General features: G+C 70.9%; 19 protein-coding genes. 6 read left to right on the top strand and 13 right to left on the bottom strand.

The window, feature by feature from the left end; genetic code table 11:
* Positions 1 to 8 precede the first annotated feature (8 nt).
* Genes I8E28_RS03015 through I8E28_RS03030 form a run of 4 tightly spaced genes read left to right on the top strand, consistent with a single transcriptional unit; the run spans position 9 to position 3,953 of the window.
* The gene (locus tag I8E28_RS03015; protein WP_200786363.1) at positions 9 to 1,562 is read left to right on the top strand and encodes an RNA polymerase factor sigma-54; all 1,554 of its coding nucleotides are present in this window, start codon (positions 9 to 11) and stop codon (positions 1,560 to 1,562) included.
* Positions 1,563 to 2,774, top strand: a complete 1,212-nt coding sequence (locus I8E28_RS03020; protein ID WP_338050709.1) for a THUMP domain-containing class I SAM-dependent RNA methyltransferase — start codon at positions 1,563 to 1,565, stop codon at positions 2,772 to 2,774.
* Position 2,775: 1 nt separating this feature from the next.
* The gene (locus I8E28_RS03025) at positions 2,776 to 3,201 is read left to right on the top strand and encodes a putative toxin-antitoxin system toxin component, PIN family (RefSeq protein ID WP_200786364.1); all 426 of its coding nucleotides are present in this window, start codon (positions 2,776 to 2,778) and stop codon (positions 3,199 to 3,201) included.
* Positions 3,198 to 3,953, top strand: coding sequence for a YecA/YgfB family protein (locus tag I8E28_RS03030; RefSeq protein WP_200786365.1), 756 nt, complete (start codon positions 3,198 to 3,200; stop codon positions 3,951 to 3,953). Before I8E28_RS03025 ends, I8E28_RS03030 begins: the two co-directional genes overlap by 4 nt.
* 27 nt (positions 3,954 to 3,980) lie before the next feature.
* On the opposite strand, the gene I8E28_RS03035 is transcribed toward I8E28_RS03030, so the two are convergent.
* The 11 genes from I8E28_RS03035 to apaG all read right to left on the bottom strand — a co-directional run bounded on the left by I8E28_RS03035 (position 3,981) and on the right by apaG (position 12,960).
* Complete coding sequence (locus I8E28_RS03035) at positions 3,981 to 4,466, bottom strand: hypothetical protein (protein ID WP_200786366.1); 486 nt, start codon at positions 4,464 to 4,466, stop codon at positions 3,981 to 3,983.
* 50 nt (positions 4,467 to 4,516) lie between these two features.
* A complete protein-coding gene (locus I8E28_RS03040; protein WP_200786367.1) occupies positions 4,517 to 6,124 on the bottom strand; it encodes an FMN-binding glutamate synthase family protein in 1,608 nt (535 codons plus the stop codon).
* Between the two features lie 76 nt (positions 6,125 to 6,200).
* Positions 6,201 to 6,692, bottom strand: coding sequence for a CinA family protein (locus tag I8E28_RS03045; RefSeq protein WP_200786368.1), 492 nt, complete (start codon positions 6,690 to 6,692; stop codon positions 6,201 to 6,203).
* Entirely contained in the window at positions 6,689 to 7,216 is a 528-nt protein-coding gene (locus I8E28_RS03050) for a phosphatidylglycerophosphatase A (RefSeq protein WP_200786369.1), read from the bottom strand. Before I8E28_RS03050 ends, I8E28_RS03045 begins: the two co-directional genes overlap by 4 nt.
* A complete protein-coding gene (locus tag I8E28_RS03055; protein ID WP_200786370.1) occupies positions 7,213 to 8,133 on the bottom strand; it encodes a LysR family transcriptional regulator in 921 nt (306 codons plus the stop codon). Before I8E28_RS03055 ends, I8E28_RS03050 begins: the two co-directional genes overlap by 4 nt.
* A 26-nt stretch (positions 8,134 to 8,159) precedes the next feature.
* Positions 8,160 to 8,657, bottom strand: coding sequence for a thermonuclease family protein (locus I8E28_RS03060; protein WP_200786371.1), 498 nt, complete (start codon positions 8,655 to 8,657; stop codon positions 8,160 to 8,162).
* A 47-nt stretch (positions 8,658 to 8,704) separates the two neighbouring features.
* Entirely contained in the window at positions 8,705 to 9,679 is a 975-nt protein-coding gene (gene thiL / locus I8E28_RS03065; RefSeq protein WP_200786372.1) for a thiamine-phosphate kinase, read from the bottom strand.
* Positions 9,680 to 9,715: 36 nt separating this feature from the next.
* On the bottom strand, positions 9,716 to 9,973 hold the full coding sequence (locus tag I8E28_RS03070) for a GlsB/YeaQ/YmgE family stress response membrane protein (protein WP_338050710.1): 258 nt from the start codon (positions 9,971 to 9,973) through the stop codon (positions 9,716 to 9,718).
* A 102-nt stretch (positions 9,974 to 10,075) separates the two neighbouring features.
* The gene (locus I8E28_RS03075; protein ID WP_200786374.1) at positions 10,076 to 11,254 is read right to left on the bottom strand and encodes a YbdK family carboxylate-amine ligase; all 1,179 of its coding nucleotides are present in this window, start codon (positions 11,252 to 11,254) and stop codon (positions 10,076 to 10,078) included.
* Entirely contained in the window at positions 11,247 to 12,482 is a 1,236-nt protein-coding gene (locus I8E28_RS03080; protein ID WP_200786375.1) for a cation:proton antiporter domain-containing protein, read from the bottom strand. The genes I8E28_RS03075 and I8E28_RS03080 overlap by 8 nt, the downstream gene beginning before the upstream one ends.
* A gap of 97 nt (positions 12,483 to 12,579) precedes the next feature.
* Positions 12,580 to 12,960 (bottom strand): Co2+/Mg2+ efflux protein ApaG, encoded by a 381-nt coding sequence (gene apaG, locus I8E28_RS03085; RefSeq protein WP_200786376.1) that lies wholly within the window; start codon positions 12,958 to 12,960, stop codon positions 12,580 to 12,582.
* Between the two features lie 41 nt (positions 12,961 to 13,001).
* Here apaG and rpe point away from each other — a divergent pair, with 41 nt between their 5' ends.
* Positions 13,002 to 13,682 (top strand): ribulose-phosphate 3-epimerase, encoded by a 681-nt coding sequence (rpe, locus tag I8E28_RS03090; RefSeq protein ID WP_200786377.1) that lies wholly within the window; start codon positions 13,002 to 13,004, stop codon positions 13,680 to 13,682.
* Positions 13,683 to 13,689: 7 nt separating this feature from the next.
* Here rpe and I8E28_RS03095 read toward each other — a convergent pair whose 3' ends face one another.
* The gene (locus I8E28_RS03095) at positions 13,690 to 14,001 is read right to left on the bottom strand and encodes a hypothetical protein (protein WP_200786378.1); all 312 of its coding nucleotides are present in this window, start codon (positions 13,999 to 14,001) and stop codon (positions 13,690 to 13,692) included.
* Positions 14,002 to 14,381: 380 nt separating this feature from the next.
* Here I8E28_RS03095 and I8E28_RS03100 point away from each other — a divergent pair, with 380 nt between their 5' ends.
* Complete coding sequence (locus tag I8E28_RS03100; protein ID WP_200786379.1) at positions 14,382 to 16,538, top strand: catalase; 2,157 nt, start codon at positions 14,382 to 14,384, stop codon at positions 16,536 to 16,538.
* A 10-nt stretch (positions 16,539 to 16,548) separates the two neighbouring features.
* Here I8E28_RS03100 and I8E28_RS03105 read toward each other — a convergent pair whose 3' ends face one another.
* Entirely contained in the window at positions 16,549 to 17,127 is a 579-nt protein-coding gene (locus tag I8E28_RS03105; protein ID WP_200786380.1) for a chalcone isomerase family protein, read from the bottom strand.
* Between the last annotated feature and the right edge of the window lie 156 nt (positions 17,128 to 17,283).

Here is a 17,283-nt window from a genome sequence, read left to right on the forward strand (position 1 = left end):
GCAGTCCCATGAAGCAGGGTCTTTCGCTTCGCGTCTCGCAGCACCTGGCGCTGACGCCGCAGCTGCAGCAGTCGATCCGCCTGCTGCAGCTGTCGACGCTCGAGCTCGCGCAGGAAGTCGAGCAGATGCTGGGCGACAACCCGTTCCTGGAGATCACGCAGGAGGAGGCCGCGCGCGAGGAGTTCGGCCTCGACCGCGCCGACACGCCGGCGGCTGACGACGGCGAGCCGATGGCGGCGCCGGACGTTCCGTCGCCGCCCGATCGCCTGGCCGCCACCGCCGACGCGGGGGATGGCGACGGCGCGGCGCCCGAGAGCGAACCCGGCGACTGGGACGGCGACGGCAGCACGGAGATGGTCCCGGACGACGCCGAATGGGGCGTCGACGCGCAGGCGCGCGGCAAGCAGGGCGAGGGCGATGGCGACGTCGACGCCGCGGACCTCGCGCGCGGCCACGAATCGCTGCAGGACCACCTGCACCGGCAGGCGCTGTCGCTGCGCCTGCCCGAGGAGGACCGCGCCGCATTGCGGTTCCTCATCGAATCGCTCAACGACGATGGCTACCTGGAGGATTCGCTCGAGGACCTCGCCGCCAGCCTCGCGCCCGACGATCTGGAGCAGCAGGAAGAGCTGGTGCACCGCTTCACGGTGGCCCTCCACCTGCTGCAGCATCTGGAGCCGGCCGGCGTCGGCGCGCGCAGCCTCGGCGAGTGCCTGGCCCTGCAGTTGCGGGCGCTGGGCGCCAGGCAGGACGAAGCCTGCGGCGCCGCTCTGGCGATCTGCCGCCACCCGATGGACCTGCTCGCGCGGCGCGACGTCAAGCGGCTGGCGGCGTTGTGCGGCGAGACCGAAGCGCGCATCAAGGCAGCGATCGGCCTGATCGCGCGGCTGGAGCCCAAGCCCGGGCGCCGCTTCGTCAACGTCGAGCGCAACATCGTCGTGCCCGACGTGCTGGTCACGAAGGTCGGCCGCGCCAGCCAGTTCCGCTTCCGCGTGCAGCTCAATCCCGACGTGATGCCGCGGCTGCGCGTGCACGACGTCTACGCCAGCGCGCTGAAGGCGCACCGCGGCGAGGGGCACCAGGCGCTGCAGCAGCGCCTGCAGGAGGCGCGCTGGTTCATCAAGAACATCCAGCAACGCTTCGACACCATCCTGCGCGTGTCCAATGCGATCGTGGAGCGGCAGAAGAACTTCTTCGTGCACGGCGAGCTCGCGATGCGGCCCCTGGTGCTGCGCGAGATCGCCGACGAACTCGGCTTGCACGAGTCGACGATCTCGCGGGTGACCACGGCCAAGTACATGGCGACGCCGTTCGGCACCTACGAGCTGAAGTACTTCTTCGGCTCCGCGCTGGGCACCGAGACCGGCGGCAATGCGTCGTCCACCGCGGTGCGGGCGCTGATCAAGCAGTTCGTCGCCGCGGAAGACCTGAAGAAGCCCCTGTCGGACAGCCAGATCTCGGAGATGCTCAAGGAGCAGGGGATCGAATGCGCGCGCCGCACCGTCGCCAAATACCGCGAGGCGCTGCGCATCGCGCCCGCCAACCTTCGCAAGGCCCTCTGAGTGCGTGACCAATCCCTGTTCCTTCCTTGTGCCGGTGGCGCCGAGGAGCTGCTCGCCCACGAGGTGGGCGCCATCACCGGCCTCGCGCACGTCATGCCCGGGCGCGGTGGCGTGCACTTGCGCGGCGGCTGGCGCGAAGTGCAGCTGCTGAACCTGCACAGCCGGCTCGCGCAGCGCGTGCTCGTGCAGCTCGCGCACGGCCCGTATGCCCGCGAGGACGACCTTTACGCGCTCGGGCAGTCCGTGGCGTGGGAGGAGTGGTTCACGACCAAGCAGACGTTCAAGGTGGAAGTGACGTCGCATGCGAGCCCGCTGCGCAGCCTGAATTTCGCCGCCTTGCGCATCAAGGATGCGATCGCCGACCGCTTCCGCGACCGCGCCGGCGAGCGCCCGAGCGTGGACACGCAGCGGCCGCATGCACGCGTGTATGCGCACCTGGGCGCGACGCACTGCACGCTGTCGATCGACACCTCCGGCGAGCCGCTGTTCAAGCGCGGCTGGCGCGAGGACAAGGGTGAGGCGCCGCTGAAGGAGACCCTCGCGGCCGCGATGCTGGCCGCCAGCGGCTGGACCGGCGACGTGCCCTTGTACGACCCGTGCTGCGGCAGCGGGACGATCGCCATCGAGGCCGCTCAAATCGCCTGCGGCATCCCGCCGGGGCTGCAGCGTCGCTTCGCCTTCGAGCACCTGCGGCCGCACGAGCCTCGAGCCTGGGCCGACCTGCTGGCGCAAGCGCGTGCCGCGCGCCGTACGCCGGCCGCACCGGTGTTCGGCAGCGACGTGGCCTTCCGCATGGTCGACTTCGCGCAGCGCAACGCGCAGCGCGCCGGCGTGGCCGACGCCGTGCAGCTGCGTGGCGGCGATGCGCTGCAGCGCATGCCGCCCTCGGACGTCCCCGGCGTGCTGATGCTCAACCCGCCCTACGGCGAGCGCATCGGCACGGCCGGCGTGGCGGGCCGCACGCAGCGCGGCCGCGAGCGCGCGCAGGCCGACGACGGCGCCGACTTCTTCGTCGAACTCGCGACGCACTGGAAACGGAACTTCGCCGGCTGGACGGCCTGGGTGCTGACGCCCGACCTCAAGCTGCCGTCGCGGATGCGGCTGAAGGAGTCGCGCCGCGTGCCGATGTGGAACGGGCCGATCGAGTGCCGCCTGTTCCGCTTCGACATGGTCGCGGGCTCGGCCCGCACGCGTGCGCCGTCGGAAGGCTGACGTGCGCCCGCTCGTGCTCGACACCAACATCGTGCTGGACCTGTTCGTCTTCGCCGACGCCGCGGCGGCGCCGCTGCGCCAGGCGCTGCACGCGGGCCGGCACCGCTGGATCGTGACGGCGGCGATGCGCGAGGAACTGCAGCGCGTGCTCGCCTACCCGCACCTCGCGGCCCGCCTGCAGTTCCACGAGCGCGAGCCCGATGCCGTGCTCGCGGCGTTCGACGCCTGCGTCGAACACGTGGCGTCGCCGTCGAAGGTGCCTCCGACCTGCCGCGACGCCGACGACCAGAAGTTCATCGACCTCGCCGTGACCCACCGCGCGCTGCTGCTGTCCAAGGACCGCGCCGTGCTGTCGATGCGCAGGCGCCTGCAGCGCCTGGGCGTGGACGTCACCACCACCTGGATCCCGGATCCCCTTCCCGCATGACCGACCGCGACGAGCAGCCGCTCGGCCCCGACGACTACGACGCGCAGGACGCGGTGCTCGATGCGCTGCGCGACACCGAGCCGCACACGCCCGACTGGGAGTTCTGCGAGGGCTTCCTCGCGGCGCTGGTGTGCTGCCGCCGCCCGATCCCGCCCGAGGAGTACTGGCCCGTCCTGCTCGGCCCGGCCTTCCGCCCGATGGAGCAGATGGAGTTCGTCTGGCGCTGGCGCCGCCGCTGGCACGAGGTGCAGCACGCGCTGGACGCCGAAGTCGAGACGCTGGAGGACGAGCGGTCCTACCAGCCGGAGATGCTGGACGTGCGCGGCGCGGTGCTGGCCTTGCCCGAGGGCGAGCGCGGCGACGAGGACCCGGCCACGTTGCCGTCGTTCGGCGAGACCTGGGCGCACGGCTTCCTGCATGCGGTGCGCAGCTGGCCGGACGACTGGGCGCCGCCGCGCGACCGCGATGCGGCGTCGATGCTGGAGGACGCGCTCGGCGCGGTCGAGGACCTCGCGGCGCCGGACACCGGCGTGCCGGCGGTGTCGATGCACGTGGAGGATGGGCCGCCCAGCGTCAGCGAGGAGCGCTTGTCGCTCTACGGCGAGGCGGTGTGGGCGGTGTACGACCTGCGGCAGCTGTGGAAGAGCCTGGGGCCGCGCGTGGCCGCGGTGCGCAAGGCGCCGGAGCCGGGCCGCAACGACCCGTGCCCCTGCGGCAGCGGGAAGAAATACAAGAAGTGCCACGGGGCTTAGGAGCCTGCTCCCAGGGGCCCCGGGCGATCACTTCTTCGAGCCGCGTTCCTTCTCGATCGCCTCGCGGTCTTCCTTGTCGTAGGTGATGCCGCTGCAGCCCTCGTTGTACTTCGCGAGATCCGCCTTCAGCTGGTCCGCCTCGCCGTTGAGCTTGTCGGTTTCAGCCTTCACGTCCTGGACCTTCGCTTCGTACATGCGCTTGCGGCGCTCGAGGCGCTCGCGCGGGTTGCCGGTGGCGATGCCCATGCTCTGGTTGGTCGCGCTTTCCTGGCGCTTGATCTCGTCCTCGATCGCGGTCCGCTCGGCCTGCAGTTCTTCCTGCTTGGGGCGTGCCTTCTCGGCGGCCGCCTTGAGGGCGTCGCTGCGCGCGCGCAGCGCGTCGCCGTCGTTCAGGCACTTGCGCAGTTCGTCGCGGTTGACCTTGCGGCCGGGCTGGGCCTGTGCCGCAGCAGGCAGGGACGTGGCGGCCAGGGTGGCGGCTGCCACGAGGGAGAGGAGGAGTTTCGTCTTCATGGCCGGGATGCTAACGCGTGCCGCCGGGCCCGGGCAGCGGCGCAACCCTGTCAACCGGCGGGGGCGAACCGGTCGGCGCGCGACTGCGGCCAGTACACGCGGAAGACGTTGTGGAGCTTGTCGACGTCGCGGCCCAGCAAGGCGCCGGCCGGCACCTGCAGGATGAGGTTGGCGAGCAGCCGCACCTCCGTATCGCTGATGCGCCGGACGATGTGGTGCGCCGTGATCTCGCGTGGATGCTGCAGGCCCGCCGCCTGCACCAGGTCGCGCAACGCATGCAGCGTCTGGCGGTGGAAGTTGAAGACGCGCTGCGCCTTGTCGGGCACGACCAGCGCGCGCTGGCGCACAGGGTCCTGGGTCGTTACGCCGGTCGGACACTTGCCCGTGTGGCACGCCTGCGCCTGGATGCAGCCGAGCGCCATCATGAAACCGCGCGCCGCGTTGCACCAGTCGGCGCCCAACGCCATCATCCGCGCGATGTCGAAGCCGGTGATCACCTTGCCGGCGCAGCCGATGCGGATGCGGTCGCGCAGGCCGGCGCCCACCAGCGTGCCGTGCACCAGCAGCAGGCCCTCCTGCAGCGGCGCCCCGACGTGGTCGCTGAATTCCACCGGCGCCGCCCCGGTGCCGCCTTCGGCGCCGTCGACGACGATGAAGTCCGGCGTGATGCCGGTCTCCAGCATCGCGCGCACGATGCCGAACCATTCCCAGGGATGGCCGACGCAGAACTTGAAACCGGTCGGCTTGCCTCCCGACAGCGTGCGCAGCCGGTCGACGAAGGCCAGCAGCTCCACCGGCGTGCGGAACGCGCTGTGCGACGACGGCGAGATGCAGTCGAGGCCCACCGGCACGCCGCGCGCGTCCGCGATCTCGGGGGTGACCTTCGCGCCGGGCAGGATGCCGCCGTGCCCCGGCTTGGCGCCCTGGCTCAACTTGATCTCGACCATGCGCACCTGCGGGTCGGTGGCATTGGCGACGAAGCGCTGCTCGTCGAAGCCGCCTTGCCCGTCGCGGCAGCCGAAGTAGCCCGAACCGATCTCCCAGATCAGGTCGCCACCGTTCGTGCGGTGGTGGGCGGAGATGGAGCCCTCGCCGGTGTCGTGCGCGAAGCGCCCGAGCCTGGCGCCCTGGTTCAGCGCCAGGATCGCGTTGGCCGACAGCGAGCCGAAACTCATCGCCGAGATGTTGAACACGCTGGCGTCGTAGGGCTGCGCGCGGCCCTCGCCGATGGTCACGCGGAAGTCGGACGACGCGATGACGCTCGGCGCGACCGAATGGTTGATCCACTCGTAGCCGTTCTGGCCGACGTCCAGCTGGGTGCCGAACGGCCGGTTGTCCGGCTCGCCCTTGGCGCGCTGGTACACCAGCGAGCGCTGCGCGCGCGAGAACGGCGCCGCTTCGGTGTCGCCCTCCAGGAAGTACTGGCGGATCTCGGGCCGCACGTATTCCAGCAGGAAACGCAGGTGGCCGATGACGGGGTAGTTGCGCAGGATCGCGTGGCGCGCCTGGCGCAGGTCGCGCACGCCGGTGAGCGCGAGCGCCGCGAACAGCAGCGCGAACACCGCCGGCCACGGCCCGGGATGCCACGTGAGTTCGGCGAGGCTCGCGGCAAGCGCCGCGACGCATAGCGCGAACGTGGTGTAGCGAAGGTGCAGCATGCGTCCCCTCCTCAGAGAACTGGCGTCCCGGCTTCGCGGGGCATCCTACACGGCGTCTCCGGCGCCGCGCCAAGGGTTAACCGGTGGCCTGCACCAGCTCCAGCATGCGCGTGAGCGCGTGCTGCACCGTCGCCTGGCGGATGGCCGCGCGATCGCCGTCGAACCGGCGCAACTCGCTGGACAGGCGGCCGTCGACGCAGAAGCCGAACCACACCGTGCCCACCGGCTTGTCCACGCTGCCTCCGGTGGGGCCGGCGATGCCGGTGACGGCGACGCCCACCTGTGCCTGCGAGTGCCGCACGGCACCGAAGGCCATCGCGCGCGCGACGACTTCGCTGACGGCGCCGTGCGTCTCGATCGCGCCGGCATCGACCCCGAGCGAATCGCTCTTGGCCGCATTCGAGTACGTGACGAACCCGCGCTCGAACCACTGGCTGGAACCGGCCAGGTCGGTGCAGGCGGCGGCGATCATGCCGCCGGTGCAGCTCTCGGCGGTGGCCAGCATCCAGCCGCGCGCGAGCAGCGCCTCGGCGACTTGCGCTGCCAGCGCGTGCGTCGATGCCGTCATGCGATCGTCCTCCAGAGAGCCAGCACCAGCAGCGTGCAGAACGCCGCCACCAGGTCGTCGAGCATGATGCCCAGCCCGCCGCGCCAGCCGAAGCCGTGGAACAGGTTGTCGGCCCAGCGCACCGGCCCGGGCTTCACGGCGTCGAAGAACCGGAACAGCGCGAAAGCCACCAGCTGCCCCCAGAACGACGCGGGCATCCACAGCCACAGCACGATCCAGAACGCGACGACCTCGTCGACGACGATCCAGCCCGGGTCGAGCACGCGCAGGCGCCTGGCCGCGACCGTGCTGGACCACCAGCCGACGACCAGCAGCGCGAGCAGCACCCAGCCGATGGTGGCGGGGCTGCACCAGCTGGCGAGCACCAGGTACGCGGCCCAGGCCCAGAAGGTGCCGACGGTGCCGGGCGCGATGGGGCTCATCCCGGAGCCGCAACCCAGGGCAAGGAAATGCGCCGGATGCGAGAACAGGAAGCGCAGGGTGGGCCGCGCGACGGGCGCGGCCTGCAACGCGTCGGTGGTCACGCGGCCACCGCCTTGCGCCGCCGCGTCGGCGCGAACCACTCGGCCCAGTAGTCGATGCAGGCGCGGATCTTCGGCAGCCGTTGGCGTCCCGCGGCCGTGACGGCATGGACCGGGAAGGCCTGCGCGTCCACGTACGCCGCCAGCACCGCCACCAGGCGCTGCTGGCGCACCAGCTCGTCGCCGACGATGGTCGCGAGGCGGCCGATGCCCAGGCCCTGCAGCACCATCGATGCCGCCATGTTGGTGTCGTTGGTGCGCCAGTGGCCGTCCGCCGCGTGGATCACTTCGCGGCCGTCGACGAGGAAGGGCCACTGGTTGAGCGCGGGCACCGCGACATTGGTGACCAACGGGTGGTCGCGCAGCTGGTCGGGATGCGCCGGCAGCCCGCGGCGGGCGGCGTACGAACGCGCCGCATACAGCGCGCGGCCGTGGGTGCCGATCTGGCGCGCCACGAACGTTTCCGGCGGCGTGTGCGTGCTGCGGATCGCGATGTCGATGCCGTCGCGCGCCATGTCGGCCATGCGGTCGCCGACTTCCAGTTCGATGCGCAGCCTCGGGTGGCGCTCGGCCAGCCCGGGCAGGCTGGGGACGAGGTGGTAGTGCGCCACCGCGGTGCTCGCGGCCACGCGCACCAGGCCGCTGGCTTCGCGTGACGTGGCCGTGAACTCGCCTTCGAGCTCGTCCAGCGTGCCCAGCACGCGCCGGCTGTAGCCGAAGAAGGTCTGGCCTTCCGCGGTGAGCGACAGGCCATGGGTCGAGCGATTCACGAGCTGCGCGCCGCACGCCTTTTCGATGCGCGAGAGCGAACGCGACACCTGGCTGACCGGCGCATCGCGTTCGCGCGCGACGGCCGACAGGCTGCCCAGCTCGGCCACGCGGGCGAACAGCAGCAGGTCGTCGAAGGCGAGCGCGCGCATCGGGGCAATGGTAGCCGCGCGGGTCTTCAGCGCGCGGGACGGGGGCAGCCGCCGTGCTGCCGCCGGAAACGCCAGGGCTCCGTCGCCGGCTGCGACCACAAGCCACGCCGCGCGTGCACCGCCTGCGTTTGCAGCCTGGCGTACGGTCCCGCACGTCCGCGCCAGCGTCCAGCCCAGGCCAGCCCGTTGTAGACCATCCAGGCACCGACGTCTTCGCCATCGCGCGCGAGCCGCGCGAGGTGCCGCCCGTACATGTCACGCCCGATGTCCTGCACTGTCACGGGCTTGCGCAGGAGGTGCTGGCGCAAGGCGTCCTTCGCCTGCCCGCCCCAGGCCTGGCAGGTTTCGGGCGCGTCGATGCCCTGCACGCGGATCTCGATCGCTGCGCCGCCCCAGGACGGCCGCACCCAGACCGTGTCGCCATCGACGACCGAGGTGACCGTGCCGGTGAAGGTGCGCGGCGCCTTGGCTTCCGCCACGCCAGTGAGCGCGAACGCGAGGATCAAGGCGAGAAGAAGGCGCATGTCCAGCCAACGCGGCCGGGCGTGCGGCCACCGACACCGGGCGACGGTCACGCGAAGTGATCGAAGGAGGCGAAGCGGCCGTGCACCGGCTGCCCGCCGGCGCCCAGCAGCCGCACGCCGGGCTGCGAATCGATCGAGCCGATGCGCGTCACGCGCGTGTTCGTTGCCTTCGCTGCGGTCGCCACCGCATCGCGGTGCGAAGGAAGCGCCGTGAACGCGAGCTCGTAATCGTCGCCGCCGGCGAGCACGCACTGCAGCAGCAGCGACTCGTCCACGCCCGCAGCGCGTGCTGCTTGCAGGTTGTCGAGCAGCGGCAGCGCCGCAAGGGTGTCGACCGTCGCGCCGACGTTCGATTGCTTCAGCACATGGCCGAGGTCACCCAGCAAGCCGTCGCTGACGTCGATCGCCGCCGTCGCCACGCCCGCGAGCGCCTGCCCGAGCGCGAGCCGCGGCTGCGGCGTGTCGAGCCGCTGCCGTGCGCTTGCCAGCAGCCCAGGCGGCAGCTCGATGCGTCCTTGCAGCGCCTCGAGCGCCAGGCGCGCATCGCCCAGCGAGCCGCTCACGTAGAGGTCGTCGCCGGCGCGTGCGCCCGAGCGCAGCAACGCCTTGCCGGGTTCGACTTCGCCGAACACCGTGATGCCGATCGCCAGCGGACCGCGCGTCGTGTCGCCGCCGACGAGCGCGCAGCCGCTCGCGTCGGCCAGCGCAAGCAGGCCTTGCGACAAGCCGGCCAGCCAGGTTTCGTCGACCGCGGGCAGCGCCAGCGCGAGCGTGAACGCCAGCGGCCGGGCGCCGCAGGCAGCCAGGTCGCTCAGGTTGACGGCGAGGGCCTTGTGGCCCAGGGCGCGTGGGTCCGCGCCGGGGAAGAAGTGCCGCCCCTCCAGCAGCAGGTCGGTCGAGACGGCGAGCTGGCGGCCCGGCGTGGGCTGCAGCAGTGCGCAGTCGTCGCCGACGCCCAGCGCGACCTGCGGCGAAGCCGCGGTGCGCCGGAAGTAGCGGTCGATCAGCTCGAATTCACCCATGCGGCCGCGAGCATAGCCCGCGGCCGCCGGGCGCGATCACAGGCGGCGCGAGCGGCCGGCCACCAGGCCATAGATCACCAGCAGCACGATGGCGCCGATGACGGAGGCGATCCAGCCGGCGGGTTCGCCTGCCGTGTACCAGCCCATGGCCTGGCCCGCGTAGCGCGCGATGAACGCGCCGGCGATGCCCAGCAGGGTGGTCATGATGAGGCCCATGCGGTCGTTGCCCGGCTTCAGGGCACGCGCGATGAGGCCGACGATGAAGCCGACGACGATGGTTCCGATGATGGACACGTGAGAGTCTCCTGGCACCGTCAAGTGGTGCGGTCGGACCATTCTTCGAAAGCGGGGCCGTTCCACCTGTAGGACGGTGGCGCCACGCCGCGCCGGAACCAGTCAAGCCGCCTGCTGGAACCGCAGCGAGGCCTGGCGGACGACTTCGGCGAGCAGGCGCTCGGCGCCCTGCTTCTGCCTCAACCAGCGCGCATCGTTGACGCCGGCGCGCGTCGCCTCGGCGAGCTGCTCGATGGCTTCGGACGCGCCGACGTCGCGCGCATGCGGCGCCACCACGGCGAGCGTTTGCAGGATGTGCTCGCGCAAGGGCTGGTGCCGGCCGCTGACCGGGTCGACGTACACCGCCTCCAGCCCGAAGCGGCAGGCCTGGAAGCGGTTGTACGTGTAGACCATGTAGTCCTCCTCGCGCGGAACGAACGGCTGCTCGTGCAGCAGCCAGGCCGCCAGCGCCTGCACGAAGCCCGCCAGCGCCGCGGCGCGCGACGCGGTCAGCGGCGTGTCGAACACGCGGATCTCGATCGTCCCGTACTCCGGCTTGGGGCGGATGTCCCAGTAGAAGTCCTTCATGCTGCGCACGACGCCGGTGCGCGTGCTGCGGGAGAAGAAGTCCCGGAAGCCGTCCCAGGACAGCGTGAACGGGGCGCGGCCCGACATCGGGAAGGCGGCGACGGAGTTGAGGCGCGCCGAGTCGAACTGCGTGTCCTGTCCCTGCACGAAGGGCGACGACGCCGACAGCGCGACGAAGTGCGGGATGTAGCGCGACATGCGGTGCAGCATCAGCAGCGCGGCGTCGGCGTCGTGGCAGCCGACGTGCACGTGCTGGCCGAACACGGTGAACTGCTTGGACAGGTAGCCGTACAGCTCGGACAGCTCGCGAAAGCGTGGCTTGTCGTAGATGCGCTGCCGGTGCCACTGCTGGAACGGGTGCGTGCCGCCACCGACGACGGCGATGTTCAACCGGTCCGCGCTGCGCACGAGCGCGGAGCGCAACTGCTCGAGCTCCTCGCGCACCTGCGCATGCGAGCGGCACACGCCGGTGGACACCTCGATCATGCTGGAAGTCATTTCGGGCACGACCGCGCCCGGCAGGTCGATGCGGCTCATCAGCCGCAGCATCTCGTCCGAGAAGGGCGCGAGGTCGTAGTCGTGCGTGTTGACCAGCTGCAGCTCGAGCTCGACGCCGATCGTCAGTGGCTCCGAGGCCCGGAACGGCTCGAGCACCGGCAGCGCGTTCGGGTCGTCGCCGGCGGGCGTGACGTCGGGCGGCGCGGGCTCAGGCATGGATGCCCCCGGTGACGGTGCCCTCGGAACTCTCTCGCGCGCGGTGCAGCACGTACGTGGCGAAGATCGCGCCGACCCCCTCGAGCACGAGGATGGCCGGCAGGCCGATGGCGGCGATCTGCGGGCCCGTGAAGATCGCGGCCGCCGAGAGTTGCGACACCAGCAGCAGCCCCAGCGACGCCATCGGCGACAGCGCCACGCCGGTGAGCAGCGCCTGCCGCCAGCTGGTCCCGCTGCCCGGGTTGCCGAGCAGCACGCCACCGACCTTGGCGACGCCGCGCGCGCCGAGCAGCGCCAGCACCGTGGTCGAGAGCATGGGGTCCCAGGGCTGCTGCGCGGCCACCAGGGCGACGACGACGAAGCCGAGCATGACCAGCAGCGAAGCGGCGGTGCCGAACTGGCGCGGCCACGACCACGGCCGCGGGTGGAACTGCTTGAGCAGCAGGCCGGCGAGCAACGCCGACAACGGTGCCGATCCACCGAGCGGCGAGGCGAGCGCGGTGCCCGCCGCGATGGTGGCCAGCAGCAGGATCGAGGTGTTCTCGCTGGCCGGATTCATGAAGCGCAGCGCGAGCCGCAGCACGACGGCGATGCCCGCGCCCGCCAGCACGGACACGCCGAGCACCACGCCGACCGGTTGCAGCAGCTGCAACCAGTGCGTGTCCTCCCGCTGCAGCATGCCGACGCGCGCCGCGACGAGAGCGATGGCGTAGAACGCGCCGAGCGTGGTGAGCACGAGCGCGCGCTCGGTGACCGGGCCGGCCGCGCGCACGTCCGCAACGACCCGGCTGAGGACCGCCGGCGACGACGCCATCGCGACCAGCGCGAGCGCGTCGGCGACCGAGGGGCGCACCTCGAACCAGCGCAAGGCGGCGTAGACCGCCGCGTAGGTGAGGGCGGCTTCGAGCACGCTTTGCAGCAGCACCATCGGGTTGTGACGGAACCAGCGCAACGCGATGCGCCCACCGGTCTCGAACAGCACGATGGACACGCACAGTTCGACGAAGAAGAGGACCGGCCCTTGCAGCGGCCAGGCGACGCCGCTGAACCCGGCCAGCCCGGCCATCGCACCGATCGCGCTGTAGCCCACGATCTTGGGCAGCGCCATGTACCGGTGCACCAGGTGGCCTGCCGCGGCGGCGAGCGCCAGCAGCAGCGACCACTGGACCGTCGGCAGCCCGGCCGAAGGCGTGAGCCAGGCGGCCCAGGTGGCGGTCAGGTCGGTCATGGCTGAGGACTCGCGGCGCACTCTAGACGGCGGCCCTGCCTCATCCTGTAGGACAACGCGCTGAACAGCCGATGTGCGCCCGCTGCGCAGGCCACGCTCAGTGCAGGACCCGGTGCGAGCCGTCGTCCAGCAGGAAAGGCGCGATCTCCACCTCGAAGCGCTCGCCGTCCTCGGCGACGCAGAAGTAGCTGCCGTGCATCGTGCCGGTGGGCGTGCGCAGCCGCGCGCCGCTGGAATACTGGAACGACTGCCCGGGCTGCAGCAGCGGCTGGTGTCCGACCACGCCCAGGCCCTTGACCTCTTCCTGCTCGCCGTTGGCGTCGCTGATGATCCAGTGGCGCGAGATCAGCTGCGCGGCGACCTCGCCGGTGTTGGTGATCGTGATCTCGTACGCGAAGGTCCAGATCCCGGCGGCCGGGTCCGACTGATCGGGAAGGTGCTGCGGTTGCACCTCGACGCGGAACTGGTACTTGGCCATCGGCGGATGGTACCGAATGCGCCATTTGCGAGAATGCGGGCATGAGCGCACGGCCCCTGATCGCACCGTCCATCCTCTCGGCGGACTTCGCCCGGCTCGGCGAGGAGGTCCGCAACGTGCTGGCCGCCGGCGCCGACTGGATCCACTTCGACGTGATGGACAACCACTACGTGCCGAACCTGACGTTCGGGCCGATGGTGTGTTCCGCGCTCAAGCCGCACGCGAAGAAGCCGGACGGGACCGCAGCGCCGATCGACGTCCACCTGATGGTGCAGCCGGTCGATGCGATCGCGCAGGCGTTCGCCGAAGCCGGTGCCGACTACATCAGCTTCCACCCCGACGCGTCCGCGCATGCGCACCGCAGCGTGCAGGCCATCAAGGCCCGCGGCGTGAAGGCCGGCCTGGTGTTCAATCCGGCGACGCCGCTCGACGTGCTCGACTGGTTGATCGACGACATCGACCTGGTGCTCATCATGAGCGTCAACCCGGGGTTCGGCGGCCAAGGCTTCATCGACTCGGCGCTGCGCAAGGTGGAACAGGCCCGCAAGCGCATCGATGCGTGCGGCAAGGACATCCGGCTCGAAGTCGACGGCGGCATCAAGGCGGACAACATCGCGCGTGTCGCCGCCGCCGGCGCCGACACGTTCGTGGCGGGCAGCGCGATCTTCGGCAAGCCCGACTACAAGGGCGTGATCGACGCCATGCGCGCCGCGCTGCGCTGAAGCGGCCTCAGGGCCGGAATTTCTTCTGCCCGTCGGGCAGGTCCTCGCGCAGCTTGTCGTAGGTGGCGTCGAGCTCGGCGCCCTTGGTCGTGTCGGCGACGCCGCGATCCGCATCCTTCTTCGCCGCGCGCCCGATGCGGTCCTGCGACGGCTCCGCACTTGCCTGGCTGTCCGCCGAGCTGTCGCGCTCGTGCGGCATGCGCGGCACGCCATGCTGGGTTTCGCCTTGGGCCATCTGGGTGTCGCCACCCTGGCCCGGATCCGGGTGGTCGCCGCCCAGGCCGGTGTCGGGCGGGTTGCCCATGCGTTCACGTGTCATGCGGTGCTCCTGCTGTTGGGGCCATGGTCGTGCCGCGCAGCCTCGGCATGGGTAGGACACAGGCGGCGCTTGCAGACCGTGGAGCCTGTCGGCCGCGTCCTACGCGGTGCGCCTGCAGCGTCGGACACCGCGCCCCGCTGCCGGGCTACGGTCGTGTCCCCATGAGCTAGGTACGCTGGCTGCTCCATCGAGGTCTGCTTCAGAAAAGGTGCTGCCATGGACGTGATCACCGCGCTTCCCGAATGGCTGGTGTGGTGCGCCGCGTTCGCCGCTGCCGCCGTCGCGCTCAAGCTGGTCGCCAACACGATCGAAGCCGCCCTCGACCTGGACGCCTGACGACGAGAACCGCGCTGCCACGAGGCGCGGCACCAGGAGCCTCCATGCCCCAGTCCAAGACGGACGCGCAGCGCAAGACCAAGGCCGGCGATGGCGCGGCCGCCAAGCAGAAACAGCTCGAGGGCTTCACCCAGCAGGCCGAACCGGTGCTCACCACCGGCGAGGGCCTCGTCGTCAACGACAACCACAACTCGCTGCGCGCCGGCGCGCGCGGGCCGACGGTGCTGTCGGACTTCCTGCTGCTGGAGAAGCTCGCACGTTTCGACCACGAACGCATCCCGGAGCGCGTCGTCAACGCGCGCGGCGCGGGCGCGCACGGCTACTTCGAGCTGTCGAAGTCGCTGGGCCAGTCCACCAGTGCCGATTTCCTGCAGGAGCCCGGCCTGCGCACGCCCGTGTTCGTGCGCTTTTCCAATTTCGCGGGCGAGCGCGGGTCGGCCGACACCGTGCGCGACCTGCGCGGCTTCGCCGTCAAGTTCTACACGCGCGAGGGCAACTTCGACCTCGTCGGCGCGAGCTTCCCCATCTTCTTCATCCAGGACGCGATGAAGTTCCCGGACCTGGTGCACGCGCTCAAGCCCGAGCCGCACCACGGCATGCCGCAGGCGTCGAGCGCGCACGACACGTTCTGGGACTTCGTCTCGCTGATGCCCGAGACGACGCATGCGCTGCTGTGGCTGATGTCCGATCGTGCGCTGCCGCGCAGCCTGCGCATGATGGACGGCTTCGGCGTGCACACCTACCGCCTTGTCAACGCGCACGGCACGGTGCACTACGCCAAGTTCCACTGGAAGCCCAAGCTGGGACGCCACGCGCTGTGCGCGGAGGAAGCGCGCCGGATCGCGGGCCAGGACCCGGACTTCCTGCGCCGCGACCTGTGGGAAGCGATCGGGCGCAACCAATTCCCCGAGTGGGAGCTGGGCGTGCAGCTGGTGGAGGAGTCGCGCGCGCAGTCGCTCGGCTTCGACCTGCTGGATCCCACCAAGCTCATCCCCGAGGAGCTGGTGCCGGTGCAGCCGGTGGGCAAGCTGGTGCTGAACCGCAACCCGGACAACTTCTTCGCCGAGACCGAGCAGGTGGCCTTTCACCCCGGCCACGTGGTGCCCGGCATCGACATCACGCCCGACCCGTTGCTGCAGGGACGCCTGTTCGCGTACGGCGACGCGCAGATCGGGCGCCTGGGCGGCCCGAACCACCAGGAACTGCCGATCAACCGGCCGCTGTGTGCCGTGCACAACCTGCATCGCGACGGCCGCCACCGCTTCACCGTGCCGCGCGGCGCGGTGAACTACGAGCCGAGCACGCTGGCCACCGGCGCCGAGTTCCGTGTCGACGGCGGGCAGCAGGGCTTCCAGGGCCAGGCCGACGCACTGCAGGGCGAAACGGTGCGGCGCCGCAGCGAGAGCTTCGACGACCACTTCTCGCAGGCGACCCTGTTCTGGAACAGCCAGAGCGCGGCGGAGAAGGAGCACATCGTCTGCGCCTTCCAGCACGAGCTGGCGAAGGTGGAATCGAAGGCCGTGCGCCAGCGCGTGGTCGACAACCTGGCGCACGTCGACGCCAAGCTGGCCCGCAAGGTGGGCGAGCCGCTGGCGATCGAGGCGCCCGATGCCAAGGCCGCGGCCGGGCGCGCCGGCTTTCGCGCCGCGCGCGGCAAGCTGCCGATGGAGGCATCGCCGTCGCTCAGCATCGATGCGCCGCAGGGCCATGCGATCACGTCGCGGCGCGTCGCCGTGCTCGCGGCGCCGGGCGTGGAGATCGGCGCGCTGAAGATCATCCAGCAGGCCTTGCACGACGCCGGCGCGGTCACGAAGGTGGTGGCCTCGGCCCTGGGCGTGGTGAGCACGTCGTCGGGCCAGCAGCTGCCGGTGGACTGCTGCTTCGCGACGACGTCGTCGGTGCTGTTCGACGCCGTGCTGGTGCCCGGCGGCGCGGCGCACGTTCAGGCGCTGCTCAAGAGCGGCAGCGCGGTGCACTTCATCCTGGAGGCGTACCGGCACTGCAAGCCGATCTGCCTGATCGGCCCGGCCGCCGACCTGCTGCGGCCCGTCGGCCTGGACTTGGCCAGCACCCCGCCGTCGGGCGTGCTGGTCGGATCCGGGGACCCCGCGACCCGGGTGCCGATGGCGCAGGAGTTCATCGCGGCGATCGCGCGGCACCGCCACTGGGTGCGGCCGCAGTGGGAGGCGGTGCCGGCCTAGCCGGCTGCGATCAGGCCGGCTTGCCCAGCAGGGCTTCCTTCAGCTTCCAGTCGGCGGGGGCGTGGCCCAGCCAGATGCGCAGGATGGCGTTGAAGAACTCGGGTTCCTTGAACGGCTCGCCCTGCTGGACGCCCTTGACGCTGACGACGGCACCGGTGCCCGGGATCCAGTCGAGCGTGAAGCCCTCGCCGGCCTTGAGGCCCTTGATGTCGCTGAACAGCTGGCTCATGCGCATGACGCCGGGCACGAGCTTGGAGAACTGCGCCCTCTCCATGTTGTCCTCCATGCCGCGGGCGAACAGCTTGCCTAGTTCGCTGGAGTCGATGTCGCGCAGCATCACCACGCGCATGCTCTTGGCGCCGGGCATGGACAGCACTTCCTCGGGCGTGCCGGCCTTCTTCGGCAGGTACAGGCCGGCCGTGTAGACCTTGAAGATGGCCTTGAAGCGGATGCCGGCGCCATTGAGCACCAGCTTGTTGCCCTTGAGGTCGAGCGCCTCGTCGTACTTCACGCCGGACAAGACCACTTCGGCATGCGCCGCGACCATGGCGAGCAGCAGCGCGCAGGCTGCCAAGCCTTTCTTCCACATCACACGTCTCCTGTCGCCGGCGAGGCCGGCATGTATCGAATTGTTGCAGAGTCCAGCCGACGCCTGGCCTTCGGGTTTGCGAGCGTCCGTAGGCCGTTTGCTACACTGGCCGCCGATGTTCATCCACCGCACCACCATCACAGGTTGCTCGGACCG

The sequence above is a fragment of the Ramlibacter algicola genome, from assembly GCF_016641735.1.
Lineage (GTDB): Bacteria > Pseudomonadota > Gammaproteobacteria > Burkholderiales > Burkholderiaceae_C > Ramlibacter > Ramlibacter algicola.

Excerpts from the sequence above, each read along its gene's own strand:
- I8E28_RS03075 (WP_200786374.1), bottom strand. The coding sequence starts at position 11,254 with ATGCCTGAGCCCGCGCCGCCCGACGTCACGCCCGCCGGCGACGACCCG.
- I8E28_RS03030 (WP_200786365.1), top strand. The coding sequence starts at position 3,198 with ATGACCGACCGCGACGAGCAGCCGCTCGGCCCCGACGACTACGACGCG.
- I8E28_RS03105 (WP_200786380.1), bottom strand. The coding sequence starts at position 17,127 with ATGTGGAAGAAAGGCTTGGCAGCCTGCGCGCTGCTGCTCGCCATGGTC.
- I8E28_RS03055 (WP_200786370.1), bottom strand. The coding sequence starts at position 8,133 with ATGCGCGCGCTCGCCTTCGACGACCTGCTGCTGTTCGCCCGCGTGGCC.
- I8E28_RS03040 (WP_200786367.1), bottom strand. The coding sequence starts at position 6,124 with ATGCTGCACCTTCGCTACACCACGTTCGCGCTATGCGTCGCGGCGCTT.
- I8E28_RS03015 (WP_200786363.1), top strand. The coding sequence starts at position 9 with ATGAAGCAGGGTCTTTCGCTTCGCGTCTCGCAGCACCTGGCGCTGACG.
- thiL (WP_200786372.1), bottom strand. The coding sequence starts at position 9,679 with ATGGGTGAATTCGAGCTGATCGACCGCTACTTCCGGCGCACCGCGGCT.
- I8E28_RS03080 (WP_200786375.1), bottom strand. The coding sequence starts at position 12,482 with ATGACCGACCTGACCGCCACCTGGGCCGCCTGGCTCACGCCTTCGGCC.
- I8E28_RS03100 (WP_200786379.1), top strand. The coding sequence starts at position 14,382 with ATGCCCCAGTCCAAGACGGACGCGCAGCGCAAGACCAAGGCCGGCGAT.
- apaG (WP_200786376.1), bottom strand. The coding sequence starts at position 12,960 with ATGGCCAAGTACCAGTTCCGCGTCGAGGTGCAACCGCAGCACCTTCCC.
- I8E28_RS03060 (WP_200786371.1), bottom strand. The coding sequence starts at position 8,657 with ATGCGCCTTCTTCTCGCCTTGATCCTCGCGTTCGCGCTCACTGGCGTG.
- I8E28_RS03045 (WP_200786368.1), bottom strand. The coding sequence starts at position 6,692 with ATGACGGCATCGACGCACGCGCTGGCAGCGCAAGTCGCCGAGGCGCTG.
- I8E28_RS03095 (WP_200786378.1), bottom strand. The coding sequence starts at position 14,001 with ATGACACGTGAACGCATGGGCAACCCGCCCGACACCGGCCTGGGCGGC.
- rpe (WP_200786377.1), top strand. The coding sequence starts at position 13,002 with ATGAGCGCACGGCCCCTGATCGCACCGTCCATCCTCTCGGCGGACTTC.
- I8E28_RS03035 (WP_200786366.1), bottom strand. The coding sequence starts at position 4,466 with ATGAAGACGAAACTCCTCCTCTCCCTCGTGGCAGCCGCCACCCTGGCC.